At 49.2% G+C, this 19,514-nt stretch carries 17 protein-coding genes; 9 read left to right on the forward strand and 8 right to left on the reverse strand.

Annotated features, from left to right (window positions below; translation table 11 throughout):
* Positions 1–9: 9 nt before the first annotated feature.
* On the reverse strand, positions 10–723 hold the full coding sequence (locus QQL65_RS11425; protein ID WP_284364636.1) for a helix-turn-helix transcriptional regulator: 714 nt from the start codon (positions 721–723) through the stop codon (positions 10–12).
* Positions 724–894: 171 nt separating this feature from the next.
* Between QQL65_RS11425 and QQL65_RS11430 the strand changes: the two genes are divergently transcribed.
* Positions 895–1,722, forward strand: a complete 828-nt coding sequence (locus QQL65_RS11430) for a hypothetical protein (protein WP_284364637.1) — start codon at positions 895–897, stop codon at positions 1,720–1,722.
* A gap of 3 nt (positions 1,723–1,725) precedes the next feature.
* Here QQL65_RS11430 and QQL65_RS11435 read toward each other — a convergent pair whose 3' ends face one another.
* The gene (locus tag QQL65_RS11435; protein WP_284364638.1) at positions 1,726–2,082 is read right to left on the reverse strand and encodes a DOPA 4,5-dioxygenase family protein; all 357 of its coding nucleotides are present in this window, start codon (positions 2,080–2,082) and stop codon (positions 1,726–1,728) included.
* A gap of 157 nt (positions 2,083–2,239) precedes the next feature.
* On the reverse strand, positions 2,240–3,247 hold the full coding sequence (locus tag QQL65_RS11440) for an aldose epimerase family protein (RefSeq protein WP_284364639.1): 1,008 nt from the start codon (positions 3,245–3,247) through the stop codon (positions 2,240–2,242).
* Positions 3,248–3,508: 261 nt separating this feature from the next.
* Here QQL65_RS11440 and QQL65_RS11445 point away from each other — a divergent pair, with 261 nt between their 5' ends.
* From QQL65_RS11445 to QQL65_RS11455, 3 genes are read left to right on the forward strand one after another with little or no spacing between them, the layout of a single operon-like run.
* On the forward strand, positions 3,509–4,618 hold the full coding sequence (locus QQL65_RS11445) for an S-(hydroxymethyl)glutathione dehydrogenase/class III alcohol dehydrogenase (protein WP_284364641.1): 1,110 nt from the start codon (positions 3,509–3,511) through the stop codon (positions 4,616–4,618).
* A gap of 8 nt (positions 4,619–4,626) precedes the next feature.
* Positions 4,627–5,466 carry an S-formylglutathione hydrolase gene (gene fghA / locus QQL65_RS11450; protein ID WP_284364642.1) on the forward strand — a complete coding sequence of 280 codons (840 nt, stop codon included), beginning with the start codon at positions 4,627–4,629 and terminating at the stop codon, positions 5,464–5,466.
* A gap of 15 nt (positions 5,467–5,481) precedes the next feature.
* Positions 5,482–6,327: an NmrA family NAD(P)-binding protein gene (locus tag QQL65_RS11455; protein ID WP_284364644.1), complete on the forward strand. Its 846-nt coding sequence runs from the start codon at positions 5,482–5,484 to the stop codon at positions 6,325–6,327.
* Here the strand turns inward: QQL65_RS11455 and QQL65_RS11460 are convergent.
* From QQL65_RS11460 to QQL65_RS11475, 4 genes are all read right to left on the reverse strand, one after another.
* Positions 6,320–7,372 carry a succinylglutamate desuccinylase/aspartoacylase family protein gene (locus QQL65_RS11460; protein ID WP_284364645.1) on the reverse strand — a complete coding sequence of 351 codons (1,053 nt, stop codon included), beginning with the start codon at positions 7,370–7,372 and terminating at the stop codon, positions 6,320–6,322. The two genes, QQL65_RS11455 and QQL65_RS11460, sit on opposite strands and share 8 nt — an antisense overlap.
* Positions 7,372–8,277 carry a 30S ribosomal protein S6--L-glutamate ligase gene (gene rimK / locus QQL65_RS11465; RefSeq protein WP_284364646.1) on the reverse strand — a complete coding sequence of 302 codons (906 nt, stop codon included), beginning with the start codon at positions 8,275–8,277 and terminating at the stop codon, positions 7,372–7,374. Before rimK ends, QQL65_RS11460 begins: the two co-directional genes overlap by 1 nt.
* Positions 8,278–8,494: 217 nt before the next feature.
* Positions 8,495–9,895: a tyrosine phenol-lyase gene (locus QQL65_RS11470; RefSeq protein ID WP_284364647.1), complete on the reverse strand. Its 1,401-nt coding sequence runs from the start codon at positions 9,893–9,895 to the stop codon at positions 8,495–8,497.
* Between the two features lie 275 nt (positions 9,896–10,170).
* Positions 10,171–11,382: an NAD(P)/FAD-dependent oxidoreductase gene (locus tag QQL65_RS11475; RefSeq protein WP_284364648.1), complete on the reverse strand. Its 1,212-nt coding sequence runs from the start codon at positions 11,380–11,382 to the stop codon at positions 10,171–10,173.
* An 84-nt stretch (positions 11,383–11,466) separates the two neighbouring features.
* Between QQL65_RS11475 and QQL65_RS11480 the strand changes: the two genes are divergently transcribed.
* From QQL65_RS11480 to QQL65_RS11490, 3 genes are all read left to right on the forward strand, one after another.
* A complete protein-coding gene (locus QQL65_RS11480; RefSeq protein WP_284364649.1) occupies positions 11,467–12,009 on the forward strand; it encodes a CGNR zinc finger domain-containing protein in 543 nt (180 codons plus the stop codon).
* 71 nt (positions 12,010–12,080) lie between these two features.
* Positions 12,081–12,473 carry a DUF2513 domain-containing protein gene (locus QQL65_RS11485; protein WP_284364652.1) on the forward strand — a complete coding sequence of 131 codons (393 nt, stop codon included), beginning with the start codon at positions 12,081–12,083 and terminating at the stop codon, positions 12,471–12,473.
* 191 nt (positions 12,474–12,664) lie between these two features.
* Positions 12,665–13,204 (forward strand): OsmC family protein, encoded by a 540-nt coding sequence (locus QQL65_RS11490; protein WP_284364654.1) that lies wholly within the window; start codon positions 12,665–12,667, stop codon positions 13,202–13,204.
* Between the two features lie 81 nt (positions 13,205–13,285).
* On the opposite strand, the gene QQL65_RS11495 is transcribed toward QQL65_RS11490, so the two are convergent.
* On the reverse strand, positions 13,286–16,936 hold the full coding sequence (locus QQL65_RS11495) for a DUF4214 domain-containing protein (protein ID WP_284364656.1): 3,651 nt from the start codon (positions 16,934–16,936) through the stop codon (positions 13,286–13,288).
* A 251-nt stretch (positions 16,937–17,187) separates the two neighbouring features.
* Between QQL65_RS11495 and QQL65_RS11500 the strand changes: the two genes are divergently transcribed.
* Both QQL65_RS11500 and QQL65_RS11505 read left to right on the forward strand, forming a co-directional pair.
* Positions 17,188–18,318 carry a helix-turn-helix transcriptional regulator gene (locus QQL65_RS11500; protein ID WP_284364657.1) on the forward strand — a complete coding sequence of 377 codons (1,131 nt, stop codon included), beginning with the start codon at positions 17,188–17,190 and terminating at the stop codon, positions 18,316–18,318.
* A 129-nt stretch (positions 18,319–18,447) separates the two neighbouring features.
* Positions 18,448–19,512, forward strand: a complete 1,065-nt coding sequence (locus QQL65_RS11505; RefSeq protein WP_284364658.1) for a helix-turn-helix transcriptional regulator — start codon at positions 18,448–18,450, stop codon at positions 19,510–19,512.
* Positions 19,513–19,514: the final 2 nt, after the last annotated feature.

Below are 19,514 nucleotides of genomic sequence, written 5' to 3' on the forward strand. Positions count from 1 at the left end.
TCACGATGGCTAGATCGAGATCAAGCCCTTCGAAATCGCAATGGCGAGGGCTTGTTCTCTCGTTTGCGCACCCAGTTTGGTGCGCGCATTTTTGAGATGAAAATCAACCGTAACTGCGGCCAAGCCCATTCGGTGCGCGATTTGTTGACCGCGCAATCCGGCGGCGAGCCAACACATTGCTTCTTGCTCTCGTGCAGTCAAAGCCTCAGTGGGTGATGCAGCGTTTGCGCTGCCAATTGCAGTATGCGCAAACATGGCAGCAAGTTGCAGGGTGTCGCCATGTTGCTGCATTGTCGCTTCAACGTCTTTTGCAGGCATTTCGCTCAACAGGTTCCAGCCGCCGGCGCCGTTCGGGCCCAATAGACGAAATGGCGAAGCAAATCCGGCGATATAGCCGGTTTCACCAGCCTCATTGATCAACTGCTTTTGATCTCTTCGCAGATAATTATAGCGATGAAGGAAGGCCGAACCCGTCAAGGTTGTCTGGTTTGTGGCGCAGCAAAGCGTCAGGAAAGGATCGATTTTCTCATATTGTTGTTCAACATAATGATCGAGCCAATCCGAAGGCAAATTAGAAAGCAGATAGACACCCTTTGCCGTGGCATCCAAATAGATCAATCCGTCAAAACCAAACTGTGCAAAAAAGGTCTGGCAATCCTGCCAAATTTGCGTGCGAGTTTTGGCGCGAAACAGGTCTTGGGCAAATTCTAAACTGGACGGCATAGGCGGTTGGCGCTCCCTCTACGCCTTTTCAGTTGATCTGTTAACATACTCAATCACCTACGAAAATCCATAGCTAGATTTCTGATGATGTGGTGCTACTTGTTTGGTTCTGAACGGGCGGCCGCAATTTGAGGTCGTTCCCAAAGGCAAATTGTTACAAGGTGTATCCAAATGAACCGACCCCTTATGATTGCCGCCTTAGCGATGCTCTCAAGCCCAGTAATGGCAGCATCTGGCGACATTATTGTGGTGACCCGCGATGCAAATGGCGAACCCGTTTATGAGCAGAAGCAAATGAGCGTTGATGAAGCAAGAGTGCTGCTTGGCGATGAATATGGCTTGCCCGATGGGGTCGTGCCCACGGCAGTTATATTGGAGGAAGGTGAACCCGCGCGTTTGACGAGCGAACCTTTGGCTGAGATCGAAAGGCTAATGGGCGGCGACGGAAAAGTTGAAGTGTTGGCGCCTGGCACGGATGGTGGCCGCAAAATCACGGCTGCAGATTTCACACAGAAGCCAGTAGTCAGCCTCGATGATATTCCTGAGGGTGTGCCGATCGAGCTCTTCGAAACCGGAGTGGCGTTCGCGCTGAAAGACGGCGTTTGGGTCTCGAAAATGACAGATCGCAAAATTGCTGGTTGCCCGCCCGGTATGGATCAGATGGCATCGCGATTTAGCGAAAACCCGCTAAACAAGCACATCACATTCTCTTCCCCTTATGTGCCAACAGATTTCTCAGCGGAATTCGCCAACTATGAATGGCGCAAGGTCGGAGAGCGTGGTTATGCCTCTGTAATCTATGAGTTTTCTAAAGCAAAAGCTGAAAACCAAGGCGTAAAGGCGACGGTTCGCTATGCGATGAGTGCCGTTAGCGAAACCCAAGTGAATAGCTGGGCTGAGGTCAAAGTGGAACTCCCCGCCGCGCTTGCTGCACTTGCAGGCATGGGTACAGAATGCAAAGCAACCGTACGCGGGCAGTTCCAGCGCACTGGCGACTAGAGCTTAAGCAGAGGCACCATTCTTTGTGAACACGCTAATATCTAGTTCCAGTCCTGCGCCAAGCCAAATGCCTCTGTCGCGGTGATCTTCAAGGTTTTGTCCCGTTTGAGGATGAGCGAATACAACCAAGTCACCGCGATTGAGCGCCAACCAAGGTAGCAACTTGGCAAATTGTTCCTTCGTCGCGGTAAGCTGGCACGACCACATTGGGTGAGGTCCCACAGGTTGCTCGTGCATTCGACCCATTTCAACGCCAAAAAGATCAACCGCTTGATTGCAGAGTTGAGACGCAAAAGCTTGCGTCATGCTTCCATAGTAAATATGGGCGTGATAATCGCGAATAATGTCGGTATTATACATACAGGTGCCCCGAATGAGTTTGAAGAAAGCTGAAATAAAACAATAACATGATATCCTAGTCGAACCCTATTCGACTAAGTGCTGACGAACGACGCAAAACACAATGAATACGATTACATGATGGGCTTCAAAACGTTTTTGGTCAACCGTTTGGCGCTCAATTTCCAGTGATCTCAATCGCGGCAAAATAGGTGTAAGTTTCACCCGGCTGTACAATAATGCTTGGGAGATCAGGAATGTTGACGGCATCGGAGTGCTTTTGCGGCTCCAAACAAATCGCGGAGTTTGGTCCAAACAAGCGGCCCTTTGCACCGCTCGTTTCGACAGATTGGCTGTTGCCGTTGTAGGCCTGCAGGCACGGCTGGTCGGTCCATAGCTGCAAGGCAACACCGTTTGCTGCTTCAACCCGAGCAACAGGTTCAGCTTTGTCTCTGTTTTCGGGCAGAACATAAGCCATATCCATCCCATTTTGGTTCGGATCAGCCTGTTCAAAGCTGAATTTTTTGCGGAAATCAAAAATCGTGCCCGCAACAGTCGCGATCTCACCCGTTGGCAGCAACTCATCGTTGGTAGGCATGTACTGATCAGCATTCACCTGCATTTGGTGCTGCCAGATTGGTCCGCCTCCTAACAAGTTATAATAGTTATGTTGTGCAAAATTGATCGGGGTAGGGCGGTCTGTGGTTGCGCTAACTTCATATACTAGCCGCGCACCAGAAAGCGTCATGCGCATGGTGAAATCCACATTGCCGGGAAAACCCTCTTCGAGATGGGGGGAGCGATAGCTTAGTTTCACGCTGGTATCTGTGGCTTCTTCGACCGTCCAATTGCGTTTGGAAAGTCCATTTACCCCGCCATGTAAGGTCAGGCCAGGTCCGTTTTCGCTGAGTTTGTACACTCCGCCATCTAGCTCAAATGCTGCACCTGATATCCGGTTGGCGACACGGCCAACAGTCGTGCCCATATAGTCTGGGTTTTGCATGTAATCGAACGGATCATCATAACCCAAAACCACATCAAGCGACCCCGTTGCTGTCGGAATGTTCCAGCTCTGAGTGATCCCGCCAAGCGACAAAATGGCCACTTCAGCGAGGTCACTTTTTAGAATTATGCGCTGAAATGGTTTGCCATCAATCTCGCCCAAATGTTCAATTGTTGCGCTCATTCTATTTCCCAATCTCGATAAATCCACCACGACTCCACAGCCACAATGGCGTGTGAATGTCGATGGGCACAAGGTCGGTTTTTGCCAATACGTCTTGCCAACGCTGAGCGACGAGTTGCGATGCTGCCGCTTTCAAATTCTACAAACACAAAAACAACATTGTGAATGTCGGTTCCGGGTTGCTAGCATACACTAACTATAAGATTCTTTGCGCGCATGACGTGCGGCACAAGTACTTTTTTGATTATCGTGGAGGCATTGATGAAAACCAGAGCAGCAGTTGCATTTGAAGCCGGAAAGCCGCTTGAAGTTATCGAGGTGGATTTGGAAGGCCCAAAAGAGGGTGAGGTGCTCGTTGAGATTCGTGCCACGGGAATTTGCCACACGGATGAATTTACGCTGTCCGGTGCTGATCCTGAAGGAATCTTCCCCGCTATTCTAGGACATGAAGGTGCTGGCGTTGTTGTTGATGTTGGCCCCGGCGTCACAACGCTCAAAAAGGGCGATCATGTTATTCCCCTCTATACGCCGGAATGTCGTGAGTGCGATTATTGCACATCTGGGAAAACCAATCTGTGCCAAAAAATTCGCACAACTCAGGGCCAAGGCGTTATGCCAGACGGCACGTCACGGTTTTCAATCAAAGGCGAACCTGCTTTTCACTATATGGGGACGTCGACCTTTGCCAATCACACCGTTGTGCCTGAAATTGCGCTCGCCAAAGTGCGCGAAGACGCACCGTTTGAGAGCATTTGCTATATCGGCTGTGGGGTAACAACAGGCATTGGCGCGGTCATAAACACAGCAAAGGTTCGGCCTGGCGACAATGTTGTTGTGTTTGGCCTTGGCGGTATCGGTCTCAATGTTATCCAAGGCGCGCGCTTGGCTGGTGCCAATATGATCGTAGGTGTTGACATTAATCCGGCGCGCAAAGCATGGGGTGAGCGGTTTGGCATGACGCATTTCGTCAACCCGAAAGAAGTTGAAGGCGATTTGGTGCCCTACATCGTTGATCTCACCAAAGGCGGCGCAGATTACTCATTTGAATGCATTGGCAATGTTGATGTGATGCGTCAGGCGCTCGAGTGCTGCCACAAAGGCTGGGGTACTTCTATTATCATTGGCGTTGCTGGCGCCGGACAGGAGATATCGACCCGTCCGTTCCAACTGGTCACAGGTCGCAACTGGCGTGGCACTGCCTTTGGTGGTGCTAAAGGACGTACAGATGTGCCAAAAATTGTCGATTGGTACATGGATGGCAAAATCCAAATAGATCCAATGATTACGCACACGATGGGCTTGGACAAAATCAATGACGGTTTTGATTTGATGCGCAAAGGCGAAAGCATTCGCGGCGTTGTGAAGTTTTAAGGACCAATATGCAAATCGTTTCTGAAACCCGCTCGCATGGCGGTATGCAAGGCGTGTACACGCACGCTTCAATGTCTTGCCAATGCGAGATGACATTTGCGGTTTTTGTGCCGCCGCAAGCAGAAGAAAGACCATGCCCGGTGCTGTGGTATCTATCGGGACTTACTTGCGATCATTCCAACGTGATGGACAAAGGCGAGTATCGGCAGATGGCTGCGGAAAAGGGTATTATTGTTGTCTGCCCAGATACGTCACCGCGCGGTGAAAATGTTCCAGATGAACCCGACAACTGGCAATTTGGTAGCGGGGCAGGCTTCTACCTAGACGCGATAGAAGAACCTTTTTCCAAGAACTACAAAATGTATTCGTATGTGGTGGATGAGTTGCCCGAGCTGATCGGAAAAAATTTCAACGCAGATATGTCGCGCCAATCGATCACGGGGCATTCGATGGGTGGGCACGGGGCCATCACCATTGCACTGAAAAATCCTGATCGTTTTAAAAGTTGTTCCGCATTTGCACCAATTTGTCGGCCTTCAGATGCGAGTTGGTCCAAACCATCATTTGAAAAATATTTGGGCGGTGACCGTTCCAGTTGGCGTCAGTATGATACGTGCGATTTGATCGCGGATGGGCATCGATTTTCGCCTATTTTGGTTGATCAAGGAGATGTCGACGAATGGATGGAAGAGGGGTGCCGGCCGCAAGCACTGGTTGAAACGGCTAAAGGCACCGACATTGATCTGACCATGCGTATTCAAGAGGGGTACGACCATTATTACCCGTTTGTATCAACCTTTATGCACGAGCATGTTGCCTGGCACGCAAAACACCTTACATCTAAATAAGATGGGAAGGGCTCAATGGATTATTCTAGGATATTTATAACAGGTGCCACAGGGCGTGTTGGTGGCGCGCTGATCAAGCAACTTCGCGGCAAGTGCGAAATTGTTGCAGCAAGTCAACGCGCGATGCAAACCACCAAAGATGTTGAATGGATTGAGTTTTCCTTTGAAAATGAGGATAGTTTTGATGCTGCGTTGCGCGGTGTTGACGCTATCTTTCTTATGCGCCCGCCCCAAATCACAAAGCCAGAAATCTTCCGCCCTTTTCTCAATGCTGCAAAAGCGCGCGGCATTAAGCGTGTTGTTGTGCTCTCGGTTTTAGGTGCGGCAGACAATAGCTTTCTACCGCACCACAAACTGGAAAAATTGGTGCAGGAGATGGGCTTTGCTTGGACCATGATCCGACCAAGTGATTTCATGCAAAATCTCGAAACCGTTCACCGCAACGATATTCTGGAGCGACGTGAAATCTCAGTGCCTGCTGGCGATGGAAAGTCGTCATTTATTGATGTTGATGATATCGCAAAGTGCATTGAAGTTGCGCTTTGCGACGATGTTCACATCGGTGAGGGGTTTGATCTAACAGGACCGCAAGCGCTTAGCCTTTTTGAAGTGGCTGATAAATTGAGCGTAGCAGCTGGAAAAGCAATAAACTATCGACCAGCGCCGATAATTGGATTCATTTGGCGCAAGGTCCAAAGCGGATATCCGTTTCCTTTGGCGCTTGTGATGACTGCTCTATATTCCGTCCAGCGTTTTGGAAAAGCGGCAACAATCACGAGAAAAGTCAAAGAGTTGACGGGAAATGACCCGGCAACTCTTGACGATTATCTTCAGCGCACAAAATATCTTTGGACTAAATAATTTCGTCCTCGTCGAACAAAGCTTCAGCCTCGGTTTCCACTTGCGTTTGCAAATGGTCAAGAGCGGCTTCTGCTTGCTCGTCAGATCGTTTGATTTTGGCAATATGGAACAATCCATCACCTTCATGCACAACAGGCAAGTTTGTGCGCCCAATGACTAACCCAGGATAGGTTGCCGTCACTTCGACTTCCTTTTCCCCAAATGGGTCGGATATGATGCCGAGCACACTGCCTTCTTGCACGATCTCGCCATTGCCTTTGAAGGTCCGCAACACACCGCCCGCCGGGGCGCGCAGCCAGTAGCTTGATGACGATAGCAACGGTTTCACCTTTGGCTGTGTCACCGCCTTTGCGCTAAGCATGCCCAAGTGGCTCATTACCCGCAAAATGCCGGTGACGCCGGTTTTGGCGGCATATTCATCAAAACGTAGGCCTTCACCGGCTTCATACAGCACCATTGGGGTTTCAAGCCCATCGGCAACCTGGCGCAATGACCCTTCGCGTAAAGGCGAAAGCAAAGTCACTTGCGCGCCAAATGCTTTGGCCAGTTCCTTGGCTTTTTCCGATTTGTGCGAAACACGCGTTTGCGGCAAATTCGAGCGGTTCACCGCAGCCGAGTGCAAATCGATGCCAAAGTCTGACTTCTGGACGATCTCTTCAACAAAGATATAGGCCAACCGGGCCGCCAGCGAACCCTGCGGGCTGCCAGGAAACGATCGGTTCAAGTCGCGTCTATCCGGTAGATACCGCGAATGGTTCATAAATCCGAACGAGTTGACAATCGGGATGGCCAACAAAGTGCCGCGCAAGCCAGCCAGCTTTTTGGAATTGAGCAAACGCCGGACAATTTCAACGCCGATGACTTCATCGCCATGCACTGCCGCCGAAACAAATATTGTCGGCCCGGGCAAACGTCCATGCACCACATGAACGCTCATATTGACCGGCGTGTGGTCAGATAAAACACTCACCGGCAGGTCAACGGTGCGCCGTCGACCTGCAGGAATTTCGTGTGTCCCCAATTTAAAAGGGGCGCGTTTGGTCATTAGCCTTTACCTCGTGTGCGGGTTTTGTTTGGCTTCGCGTTCTTTTCCAAAAACTCAATAGTTTTGCCCGCAATATCGATGCCAGTCGCATTTTCGATGCCTTCAAGGCCAGGAGACGAGTTAACCTCCATCACCACAGGACCGCTTGAAGAGCGCAGCATATCGACACCACAAACATTGAGACCCATCGCTTTTGCAGCCTTGACCGCTGTTGCGCGCTCTTCTGGTGTGATTTTGATCGAGCGAGCTGAGCCACCACGGTGCAAATTAGAGCGGAAATCGCCTTCAGCGCCTTTGCGCAACATAGCTGCAACCACTTTGCCACCAATAACGAACGCGCGAATGTCTTCGCCGCCAGCTTCTTTGATGAATTGCTGCACCAAAATGTTTACTTGAGCGCCACGGAAGGCCTCGATCACGCTTTGTGCCGATTTGTCCGTGTCAGCCAGCATAACGCCAACGCCTTGGGTGCCTTCAAGCAACTTGATCACCAACGGGGCGCCACCTGCCAGCTTGATCACCTCTTCAGTTTGCTTCGGGTCATGCGCAAAAGTTGTGTTGGGCAAGCCAATTCCATCGCGAGCGAGCAGCTGCATGGAGCGCAATTTGTCACGTGAGCGACCAATGCCAACGCTTTCATTTAGCGGGTAAACGCCCATCATTTCAAATTGGCGCAGCACGGCCGTTCCGTAAAAGGTAATCGAAGTACCAATACGCGGAATGACGGCATCAAAGCCTTTGAGTTTTTCGCCATTGTAGAAAATCTCTGGCCGACGCGATGCGATGTTCATGTAGCAGCGTAGCGTGTTGATAATCTGTAATTCGTGGCCGCGTTGCTCTGCAGCTTCTTTTAGTCGCTTGTGCGAATACAAGTTTGCGTTTCTCGCCAGCATGGCAATCTTCATTTCAATCTCCTCATGTGGTGAAATGTGAGCACGCCAACGAACATACGTTCCGGCCCCCGACTGAAATCCACGATTTCAATGAAATGCTCTTTATGCTCTTTGTGCAAGAGCGCAAGCGAAAACTTGCAAAAGTTTGGTCCGGTTTTAGACCCTCTGCTATGCTAAAAACGCAAGGGTAGTTTGTGGCCGCCAATTGAGGCGACCACATAGGGCATAATTAGGCGTCAATTTCTTCAAATTTGCCGCGGAAAAAGCGTAAATATTCCGGCTCGTATGCGAATTTGAGCCCTTTAATCTTGTCGGCATTTTCCATTACCCGACAAACGCTCTCCACAACCACATCCATATGCGCCTGTGTATAAACCCGTCGGGGCAGGGTGAGGCGGACAAGTTCAAGCTTGGGCATAAACTCTTCGCCAGTCTCTTTGTTGCGTCCAGCGGACACCGCACCGCGTTCCATCACGCGTACACCGCCGTCGACATAGAGTGCAGAAGCAAGCGCTTGCGCTGGATATTGACTTTGCGGAATATGCGGCAATATCGCCCGCGCATCCAAAAACACAGCATGTCCACCAATCGGGCGCACAATAGGTACACCACGATCGATCAAGCGGTTGCCCAAATACTCAACTTGGCCAACACGTGCGCGAATATGCGCATCTTGCAAGCTCTCCGTGATGCCGATTGCCAACGCTTCCATATCGCGACCTGCCATGCCGCCATAGGTGTGCAAGCCTTCATAAACAACCACAAGGTTGCATGCCTTTTCGTAAAGCGCTTCGCTGTTCATCGCCAGAAAGCCGCCAATGTTCACCATTGCGTCTTTTTTCGAAGACATGGTGGCTGCATCAGTCAGCGAGCAAATCTCATGCACAATTTCGGCAATAGATTTCTCGCGATAACCGTCTTCGCGCTGTTGGATGAAATAGGCATTTTCTGCAACCCGCGTCATGTCGTGCACAATCATGATGTCATGCTTGTCGGCCCAAACGCGCAACTCTTTCAGATTGCCCAAGGATATTGGCTGACCGCCTGCCATGTTCACCGCCGTGGCAATGCACACATATGGGATCTTCTCTGCGCCAACTTCAGCCACCAATTTGTCGAGCTTGGCGATATCCACATTGCCCTTAAACGGATGGGTGGATGCAGGGTCGTGCGCTTCGTCAATGATCACGTCGACAAATTTGCCACCGGCCAATTCTTGGTGCAACCGCGTAGTGGTGAAATACATATTGCCCGGCACATAGTCGCCGTCTTTGATCAGGATTTGCGACAGGATGTTCTCAGCGCCACGCCCTTGGTGGGTCGGTACGGTGTATTGATAGGAATAATATTGCTTCACCGTTGCTTCAAGGCGATAGAAGTTGGCGCTGCCTGCATAGGCCTCATCCCCCATCATCATGCCCGCCCATTGTCGGTCCGACATGGCACCGACGCCGCTATCAGTCAGCAAATCGATATAGACATCTTCTGATTTCAACAAAAATGTATTGTACCCAGCTTCTTTGATCGCTTTTTCGCGATCCTCACGGCTGGTGACCTTCAAAAGCTCAACCATTTTGATCTTAAACGGTTCAGCCCAAACTTCGTTGCTTGTGTTGTGGTGAGTCATCATCACGCTCCACTTTGAATGCTTCAAACAAGCCCGTGGCGGTGGTTGATGAGGGATTTTTGTGGGATTCCACTTTTCCTCAAGAGACAACCACGAGCTAACCCGTGGCATTTCATCCCTTGTTCGCCTCAAAACTGTCGGCGAGCGCAAGTGGCCATGCAGAAACGATGATTCAATAATTGATATTTGTCAATTGTTGGTGTGTGGGGTGGGGTGGTTTGTCGCGGTCTTTGTTCCGCGCCAAACTTTCTTGTCGGCCTAGTTCAACTTGTTCGGCATCAAACCGTAAGTGGCCAATGGTAGATATTGTTATAAAGTGACAATGCGTCCGCATATATCCTTTGTGCATCATACGACGAGAACCGGTTAGCGTCGAATTTAGACACGTCTTGGGTTAAAGTGTTGCCTGTCAACATTTGAGCAGCCGAGCGACCAACTCCGCCTGCATGAGTAACCCAAACGGCTTCCGCCAGAAACAACCCAACAACTTCGTCAATTTCTCCTAACAAGGGACCACCGTCGGGTGTCATTGAGAACACGCCGTTGAGTTGATCGATGACGGGTAACGTCCTAAGAACTGGCAAAAGATCGAAAGGGAGTTTGCTATCAAATACCTGTTCGACATAAGGCAACTCGGCGGCTCGATTGTCCTGCATTTCTGCTCCCAACGGGGCATGATTATACCACCCGTAGCCAAACTGATTTCCATGTTCTCGAAGATAGAAAAGATTGTCCATATCGCGAAACATAGGGCGTACAGCAGCACTCGTTGGTTCGCCTAGAACTGGAGCGGCCTTAGTGTAAAGATATGGGTGCTGCACGGGTACAAGTGGCAATTTAACACCCATTTTTTCGAGAAACACCGCACCCCAAATTCCTACCGCGAGCACAACGGTGTTGCATGCAATTCTTCCACCTGTCGTTTCGACCGCAGTCACGCGTGAGTTGTGTGTGGTGATGGACAATACTTCCGTGTTTTCGTGAACGGCTATCCCTTTGCTTTCAGCGTTTTTCAACAATGACTGGACCGTGCTCTTGGCGTCCACGACTCCGTCACCTTCTACGAGCAATGACAATGCTAGTTTTCCCGCGTCCACATAAGGCAACATTTCGCCGACTTCGTTGCTTGCCAAAAGTTTTGCCTTAAAACCTCGGCTTTTTGCCGCCGCCAATTTTGCTTCAAAGACTGGTGTATTTTTTTCGTGGCGTGATGCTTCAATACTTCCAACCAATTCCATATGGCTGCCGCCGTCTGGAAGTGACGTGTATAGCTTGGTTGAATAATCCGCCCATTCTGACATGACGGTGGAGTAGTTGTTTCGCACGACCAAACCGGGGGCGTGGCCAGTGGAGCCCTGCAAATTTGAAATTGTTCCCCTTTCAAGAACACAGACGTCTGTTTTCCCAAGGTCTGCCAAATGGTGAGCGATTGCTGCACCGACATTTCCGCCGCCTATTATTACGGTGTCCACATTCTTTTCAAAATTCATTTTTCAGCTGGCTCCAACGTTCTCATTGTCTAATTTTATCTGGAATGATATTATGTAACCTATTAAAAATTTTAGGTGGTTACAATGGTGGATTCGCCGTTTTTTGTGAAATTCGTTAACTCGCTACATATCTCAAGCATAGATACGCGAACGGACCATCTTCATGATCCCAGCTATTTGTCTCGTCGTGCTAACGAATGGGGGTTCACCGATACCGAATTGACTGAAGATATGAACTCGCTACTGGCGTTGCGAACTGCAATTCGAAATGTACTGTTTCAGGTTTCTCGTCAGGGAACGGTCGAGCCCGAGGATCTTGCCTTTATCAACAGTGTAATAAAGCCCGAAGTTCGTCTTCTGGAGTTGATTGCTAGCGAAAAAACAATTGTTGAAACCAAAACAACAAAAGAGAATACCTATAGTCCTCACGAGTTTTTGGCACATGATTTTGCCCGGAGCGTTGCACATTATGGAATTAAACGTTTCAAGCTTTGTGCGAACGATACTTGTTTGTGGGCCTTTCACGATACAAGCAAAAACGGGTCAAAGAAGTGGTGCAGTTCCGCTGCGTGTGGGAATACCGATAAGGTTCGCCGTTTTCGTGAACGTAAGAAAAATGCAACTTGATCCACCGCAAAGCACATCTGTTCAAATTCACATACTCTCTAAATCGTTAGGGCAAAAGGAGAGGGTGATCGATGAAGCGGAATATGGACTTGGTTCGCACCATTTTGATTGCGATTGAAAACAGCGTAGATGATGAACCGGGCACAATCCATTTGCCCCACAAAGACTATGATGACGTCACGATTTATCAGCACGTGCGCATGATGCATGAGGGCAATTTGATCCATGCAATTGAAGGGCACGGGTTTGATAATTCGGCCCCTTGGTATCCCCATTCGCTGACATGGCATGGCCATGATTTTTTGGATGCTGTACGTGATGATGACGTTTGGGCAAAAGTGCGCCTGCGGGAGCAGGAAAGCGGGCATACATTGCCGCTTGAAGCATTGTTCCGCCTTGCTTTGCACGAAATCAATGAAAAATTGAAGCTGTTGCCTTCCAGCAAAACATTGGCGGCCGGCTAAAACTGGACCCTGTCTTCACAATAAAGAGAGAATTCGCAAGGGGCTGAAACCGTACCTCACATCCGCTTGAGCGGGTGGGACGAAACACCATTCTTCATGCTTTTGATTTGAGCGAACTGGCATTTGGCCAGAACTGGGCGGCGAATTGCGCCGCATAAACAAATCAACCAACAAGCATCGAAGGAAACATCATGCTCAACAATATTGACCTTGAAGGTCTTGAAGGCGCAAAAGCTGCGATCAGCGAAACGCCTGCTGCAGGTATCGCCACTTATGGCGTGAACCTAAACTGGCAATCTGGCGTGCGCGCTAATGTCACCACATTGCCCATGAATGTGGGCGGCGAAGAGATTCCGCGCGATTTCTCTTGGGTTGTTGATGAACCGCCTGCATTGCTTGGCGAAAGCAAAGGCCCAACGCCACAAGAATTCCTTATGTCAGGCGTTGGCGCTTGCATCATGGTTGGCTTTGTTGTGCACGCTTCAATCAAGAATATTGAGATCAAAAGCCTCAACGTAAAAGTGACCGGTGGTCTTGATCTCGCTGGTTTCTTAGACTTGCGCGACGATGCGAAAGTCGAAATGTCAGGCATTCAATATGAAATCCACATTGATGCCGACGCCTCACTTGAGGATTTGGCGGAAATTGAGCGCAGCGCGGTTGATTTCAGCCCAAACGCCATGACCGTTTCCCGCGGCATTCCGCTGACGGGTAAGGTTTGTCCTGTTTAGCCACCTTTTTGCATGAAAAACCCGCACTCCTTCTCGCCGAAGAGGAGCGCGGGCTCTTGTGTTGGGCTGGTCCCGGGGAGACTAGATGATAGCGAAGTCCGCGACCTGACTATCAAAAAGCACAAGCGAAGCGACGCCGCCGCTCACTTGAAGCTGGGCATCCAAACCCGCACCCATGCCGGTTACATCCAATGTAAAACCGCCCCCGATTTCAAATTCTGACGCATTGAACAACTCAAAACTGTCGCCCGCAGCGCCGCCAAAGCCTTCTTGGAAAGCTATGTTCAATTCGCCTTCAAGTTTTGAACTGCCTGTCGTGACTAGCTTGTCAAACGACGCTGTGCTTGCGATCTGCAGATCAATCTCACCGCCTGTGTGTGACAGCGCACCATTGATATCCACGGTTTCAACTGCGTCGGAAACTATGAAGTTGCCAGCTAGGATTTCTAAATCGCTATTCACAGTAGATGCGGCATCAACAGTAAGCTTTGCGCCACCGCCTTGCAAAAGGATGCCAGAATAGCTGTTGCCGTCTTCTGCTAAATAGGATGAGCCGCTGTGTTGCACTGTGGCACCATTTGAAATTACAACGTTTGTGTCACTTTGCGATTCATATGCTCCGACAAACATGACTGCACCGTAGTCAAATGCGGAGCCATTCCCATCGATTGTGATTGCTGCTTCTGCACCTTCTCTGGCACCGAATGACGAGACGCCATTCTTCGTATTCTCGACTTTTCCACCATCCAAAATTGATAGGGAAGCTTCACCCTCTCTGCCAATGCGGATATACCCATTGCGAAAATCTGTTTGTGTATCTGAGATGGGGTTGTCATCTATGATTTGAATGATTGACCCCGCACCGGACACAGTGACTTCTCCTTTGTCTTCCGCATTTCGGCCCGCACTGAGCATCGGCAAGTAGGTGCCATTGCCATCAATTATCAGTTTGCCACCATTGGTTATGTCGAGCGTGCTTGCACCTGCAGTTGAATCTCTACCTAGGATGAGGGAGCTACTATGATCATTGTCATCGCCTGTATATGCAATGGTCACCGTGCCGCCATCGATGTCGATGTCCGCAACACCACCATCTCTACCGGCGCGAATGCCACCGGCAGTCAGATTGGCCCCATCGCTTACGACAAGCTTTGCCTTTGTATTTTCGCCATGGGCAAGCTTGATTTCATTGTAGTCGTCTTTCGCGAACGACACCTTTGACCCATCGCCGGTGACTGTCAGATTGCCTTCACCGCCTTTGAGCGAAAAGTCGTCGCTTGCTTCGCCAAAAGTTGCTCCGTCGCCAAAAATGATCTCACCACCATCAGAAACGGTGACATTTGCAACCGCGTCTTTGGATACGCCAAAAAAGCTGGTGTTGTCTGCGGAGTCGATTTTGGAGCCAACCCCAGAGACATTGATGTTTACGGTTGCGCTTTCCTTGCCCACATCTATGCCGTCTTGATCTTCCCATCGAGTGGCAGCATCAATTTGTTTGCCTAGTTTTAGTATCCCACCGTTAGTAATATTGAGTTCCGCTGTCGTTGCGGCATTCGCAATGCCAAAATCTGAATTGCCATCATCATAGACTTCGCCAAACGCAAAACTTGCTAGATCAAGACGGTTTTCAAGTTCGACCATTGCGCCATCGGCGATATTTATCGTTGCGGTAGAACCGGAAAATCGCGCCGCGGTAATCTCGTTCAACTGTATGCTAGTATCTCCGGTCACATTGATGGTGGATGTGCCGCCTTCGCGACCCGCTTCAATCTGCTTCGCGTCCAATGTTCCGCCGTTGGAAATGGTCAGGTTACCGACAGTTCCTTGACCTCGACCGAAGTCAATAGATTTGTTGCTGTCCTCTATGAACTCTACTTTGGATCCTGTGCCGTCAATGATCAGGTTGCCTTCACCGCCAAACTGGTCGTGCCGATCTGAGTTTTTGCCGAAATTCGCACCTTCGCCCAGAATTGCCTTGCCACCGTCCAAAATGCTCAAGGTTGCTTTAGCGTTCTTTGAAAGGCCAAAGTCGGACCAATCCTTCTTACTTTCAAGAAGCGAGCCTTCGCCGGCAACAGTTATATTGACTGTTGAGCTTTCGTTTCCTGGCGTGATTTCCTCATCAATCTTCCAGCGGGAGGCGACATTTATGTTGTTTGCGACTTCAACGACGCCGCCGTCCGATATCGTAAAGTCAACTTTTGTCGCTCCATCAGGGACGCTTAGGCTTATCGACCCATCATCTTTCATAAAGCCATTGTTGAACTGCCCCAATAACAGAGAATCAGAAACAGCGATTTTTGCACCGCGGGAAACCTCTAAATCTGCAACCGAGCCGGAGTTCATTGCTGCTTCAAGATACTCGGTGTTCAACGTCGCTCCATCGGTCATCAATAATGATGCAGAGCCACCATCTTCTGCAAACTTAGCGGCCGCAACGCTGATCGTCGCGCCATCATCTGCAAAAAGCGTTCCGTTAGAACCTACACCTTGTCCGAGCTTCAACTCACCAGCGTTGACCTCAGATTCACTTCCACGAACCTCCAATACGCCCGTGCCGCCAATGTCGAGATTGTACTCGGTAACATTGCCGATCCGTATGTCATTTTCCACTTCAAGTAATCCGCCGGATCGAATGTCGATGACAACCTTTCCGCCTGAACCGCCACCTTTAAGTTCGTCCATGATCTTTAACTGTGAGCCTTTTCCTTGGATTAGGATCGTGCTCGTTGATGTTGCAGCATTGTCGCCCCCTTCATCGGCGCCGCCGTAGGAAAATCTAGCATCTTCTCCAACAAAAACCTTTGCGCCGCCTAATATGTTTAACTCAGCGCTTGTGTCGGAACCCGCAGTACCATAGCCCTCTTTTGTTCTGAGTTTGCCGAAGTTTACCCCCTTTGAGAAAGTTAGCTCTGCGCTGTCGGCAACATTGACGATGGATACATCGCCAGAGAAACGACCAAATTCTGATCCCTCGTCGTCGCTATGCTCTGCCTTGAAGGTTGCAGAGCTGCCTGTGCCGCGAACTGTAAGCTCACTTGCCGCCCCTCCAAAGCCAACAATTCCGCTCATTTCAAAGTCAGCGCCGTTGGTTACAAGAATGCTGGTGGGGTCTTCTTCCGGTAAGGAATAGGTGAATTTGTCCCCATCATATTGGGTTGATCCGTCTACGATGTCGCTAAGGTCGTCGCCAGTAAACCGGGTGGTCACCCCGCTAGCTTTATCTGAAATTTTGCCCAAAGCCATTGCAATTGATGCTTCGGAGTGATTTACGCCCGACATTACAGCCATTGCATCCGCTATGACATCAGGGTTGTCATTCCCAGCTTCGGCATCTTTGAAGGCAATGCCAACCTGGACTTTGTTGGCGAGCATTGTTTTGTCTTGCCCATCTTCTGTGTTGCGTGCTCCGTTTATAACAGCAAGAATGAAGACGCCGATGGGATAGCCAGCGTCCAGCTCGGCTGTCCAATAAGCAAGTCCCTCTGGATCAGGCGCGCGATCAAACAAATTCTTGTAAATCTTGTTGATGAACGCACCTGCGTCGTTGCTGTCTTGGTCATCCAAGTATGGGTAGTTTGCTTTGGATTCGGCTTGAACAGCAAATGACTGTGCAATTTCTGCAGGAGTCATTCCTTCTTCAAGTCTATTTTCCCAATACTCCAGTCCGTCGGGGTCTGGTGCTCGATTATAGTAACCAACGTATAATTGCGTAAGTAATTCTGTAGACATATTTGTCTCCCCTTAGAGTTTTATTCTTTCTCTTGCCCTACGTTCGTTCCCCAGCGTTTCGCGGTTTTGCTGGTTGATTCAGTGGCAAAAGTCATTTTTTCCGCGGCGAATTAGAAGGTTCATGTGTGAAGTATCGATCACATGGCTCGCTAATAGGCGGATTTGGGAAGAATTGCGCATCTATTGCATTTGTGCATGATACAGTTAGACTACGTATAAATTTTTACATGTTTAATTTGCTGTATGATAAAATGACACCAGATGAGCCATTAAATATTGCACAGTTTTCACAAGTAACAGATGTTCTGTTTCAAGCAGCATTGGATAGTTCAAAATGGCAGGACTTCATTGCTGTGCTGTCACGTCACACGGGCGACATCAAAACTCATATGTTTGGATTTGATCGCCAGACACATCAAACTTTCAATTTGATCGGCCACGGTTATTCAGACGAAGCGATTGATGTCTATCGTCGCCATTATTACAAAAAAAATGCCTGGGCACCTGGGTTCGCAAACGCAATGGAAGGCGCTGTCGTTCATTCACAGCAAATGATGAGTCTAGAGCTGCTTGAACAAACTGATTTTTATCATGAATGGGTGAAGCCACAAGAGGATGTGTGTGCAGGTGGTGGCGTCATGTTGTTCAAAGGTGGAAATCGTACAATTATGCTTGGCGGGAACATTCGGCGGAAAGACGCAGATGCACTGGAAAGTAATTGGTTGCATTCGTTGGCCATACTGCGACCACATATTCGTCAAGCGTTTGAATTTAATCGCATAATTGCCGAACATGAGCTTTCATCGAGCTTACCTATCAACCTGCGTGGAGACAAATCTGTCGCCCTTTATGTTGTCGATGAAAAATCGCACCTTAGCTACAGCAATGCAGCGGGAGAGAAGATGTTGGATACTTCTGGGCCCGCTCAATGGACGTTGGGTAGGCGGTTTCGATTCAATTTGTTGGAATTAAACGCGCTACTTACAAGGGCAACAAAGTCATTGCTCCGAAATGACCGCGAGATTTCGCATTTTCTTGCGGCGACCGATCAATTTTTGGGTCCAATTGAAGTCAGGATTTTGCGAATATCGCCTGATAATCCGCTGCTTCCGTTTCCCATAACTTTGGACCGCCCGCACCTTTTGATTTCGATCGCAAAGGTCGGTTCCAACTCTCAACAATATGACCGGTTGGCGCAATTTGGTCTTACTAAAGCGGAGGTGGAAATAGTAGGCGCATTTTGCTCGGGAAAGACACTTCGAGAGATTTCTCAAGATCGCGATGTGAGCATATTTACTGCGCGAAACCAGATAAAGTCGGCAATGCAGAAGTTGGGCGTTTCCAGTCAGATCGAATTGATTAAAAAGCTCGAACAACTTTGATGATGAACAAACGTCAAAGGCTAACAGTAAACCAGATCGCAATGGATCGAATCTTTCAGGTGAGTTGTAGCAAAAGTGGTTAGTTTGGAGCAATTCTCGAGCCTAACAAAACTCTTATATCAGGCGGCAATGGACGGGCAGTATTGGAGCGAGTTTGTTGGCATGCTTTCGCAAGTGACTGGTGTTCCACAGTCATTCCTGATTGGAATTGGTGCGAATGCACAGCAACCTTTCCAGCCTATCACGCCAAACCTTAGCCCTGAATTCCTTGCTTCATATGGTTCTACCTATGGCAGACACGATTCCTGGTTGCAGGCTTTTCAGCAGCTTGGCGCCAACAAGATTTGGAGTACCGATGAGGTACTTGGTCGCCGGGAAGTGGAGCGATCAGTGTTATATAACGAATGGTTGCGCCCACAAGAAGACATTGTACGCGGCGTTGGCGGTGTTGTTTCCAGAGAGTATTCTAGAACGATCGTTTTGGGCGCAAATATTCGTCGGAACGATAACGACTTTTTGGAACGGGAATGGCAAGCAACTGCGGAGTTTCTTATTCCACATATTCGCCAAGCGTTCGCGATGTCGTTGGTCATTGGCGAAGAACAAATCAAAGCAAATGTTGAGACTGAACGACACGGCAGCAGGGTTGGAGCAATTTGCGTGGTAAGCGCAGCAGGAATGCTGATTTATGCAAATGATGTCGCAAAATCGCTTATTGAAAAAGAGAAGGTTTTTGCAATTGGGCGAAGTGATAGATTACATATGCTTGATGTCAATTGTGCGCTTGACTATCAAGTTGCGTTATTCGGCATGTTGTCGCCAAGCTCTATTCGCCCAACAATCACGACGGGATTTTTGCCAGAACTCGGTACGTTTGAAATGAGGTTCGCCAAAATTGAACCGTTTGAAGTTCCAATTCCGTTTTCATTTTCTCCCGACAAACCTGTGTTGCTGATAACTTTAGCGGAACACCGACATTCAATTGATCAAGCCGGACGACTCGAAAAGCGGTTTGGCCTTACGTCTGCCGAGGCGAGCATTATAGAACGGTTTTCGTGTGGGCATCCATTGCGGGACATTTCCATCCAAAGGCAGGTAAGTGTAAATACTGTGCGCAATCAAATGAAAAATGCGATGCAAAAAATGGGTGTAAGTACGCAAGTTGAGTTGATGAGACTGTTGCGGCACATCTAGCG

Source organism: Maritalea porphyrae (assembly GCF_030159895.1).
Lineage (GTDB): Bacteria > Pseudomonadota > Alphaproteobacteria > Rhizobiales > Devosiaceae > Maritalea > Maritalea porphyrae.

What these genes read in the sequence shown, in the direction of transcription:
- QQL65_RS11425 (WP_284364636.1), bottom strand. Translation starts at nt 723, where the DNA reads ATGCCGTCCAGTTTAGAATTTGCCCAAGACCTGTTTCGCGCCAAAACT.
- QQL65_RS11430 (WP_284364637.1), top strand. Translation starts at nt 895, where the DNA reads ATGAACCGACCCCTTATGATTGCCGCCTTAGCGATGCTCTCAAGCCCA.
- QQL65_RS11435 (WP_284364638.1), bottom strand. Translation starts at nt 2,082, where the DNA reads ATGTATAATACCGACATTATTCGCGATTATCACGCCCATATTTACTAT.
- QQL65_RS11440 (WP_284364639.1), bottom strand. Translation starts at nt 3,247, where the DNA reads ATGAGCGCAACAATTGAACATTTGGGCGAGATTGATGGCAAACCATTT.
- QQL65_RS11445 (WP_284364641.1), top strand. Translation starts at nt 3,509, where the DNA reads ATGAAAACCAGAGCAGCAGTTGCATTTGAAGCCGGAAAGCCGCTTGAA.
- fghA (WP_284364642.1), top strand. Translation starts at nt 4,627, where the DNA reads ATGCAAATCGTTTCTGAAACCCGCTCGCATGGCGGTATGCAAGGCGTG.
- QQL65_RS11455 (WP_284364644.1), top strand. Translation starts at nt 5,482, where the DNA reads ATGGATTATTCTAGGATATTTATAACAGGTGCCACAGGGCGTGTTGGT.
- QQL65_RS11460 (WP_284364645.1), bottom strand. Translation starts at nt 7,372, where the DNA reads ATGACCAAACGCGCCCCTTTTAAATTGGGGACACACGAAATTCCTGCA.
- rimK (WP_284364646.1), bottom strand. Translation starts at nt 8,277, where the DNA reads ATGAAGATTGCCATGCTGGCGAGAAACGCAAACTTGTATTCGCACAAG.
- QQL65_RS11470 (WP_284364647.1), bottom strand. Translation starts at nt 9,895, where the DNA reads ATGATGACTCACCACAACACAAGCAACGAAGTTTGGGCTGAACCGTTT.
- QQL65_RS11475 (WP_284364648.1), bottom strand. Translation starts at nt 11,382, where the DNA reads ATGAATTTTGAAAAGAATGTGGACACCGTAATAATAGGCGGCGGAAAT.
- QQL65_RS11480 (WP_284364649.1), top strand. Translation starts at nt 11,467, where the DNA reads ATGGTGGATTCGCCGTTTTTTGTGAAATTCGTTAACTCGCTACATATC.
- QQL65_RS11485 (WP_284364652.1), top strand. Translation starts at nt 12,081, where the DNA reads ATGAAGCGGAATATGGACTTGGTTCGCACCATTTTGATTGCGATTGAA.
- QQL65_RS11490 (WP_284364654.1), top strand. Translation starts at nt 12,665, where the DNA reads ATGCTCAACAATATTGACCTTGAAGGTCTTGAAGGCGCAAAAGCTGCG.
- QQL65_RS11495 (WP_284364656.1), bottom strand. Translation starts at nt 16,936, where the DNA reads ATGTCTACAGAATTACTTACGCAATTATACGTTGGTTACTATAATCGA.
- QQL65_RS11500 (WP_284364657.1), top strand. Translation starts at nt 17,188, where the DNA reads ATGACACCAGATGAGCCATTAAATATTGCACAGTTTTCACAAGTAACA.
- QQL65_RS11505 (WP_284364658.1), top strand. Translation starts at nt 18,448, where the DNA reads ATGGACGGGCAGTATTGGAGCGAGTTTGTTGGCATGCTTTCGCAAGTG.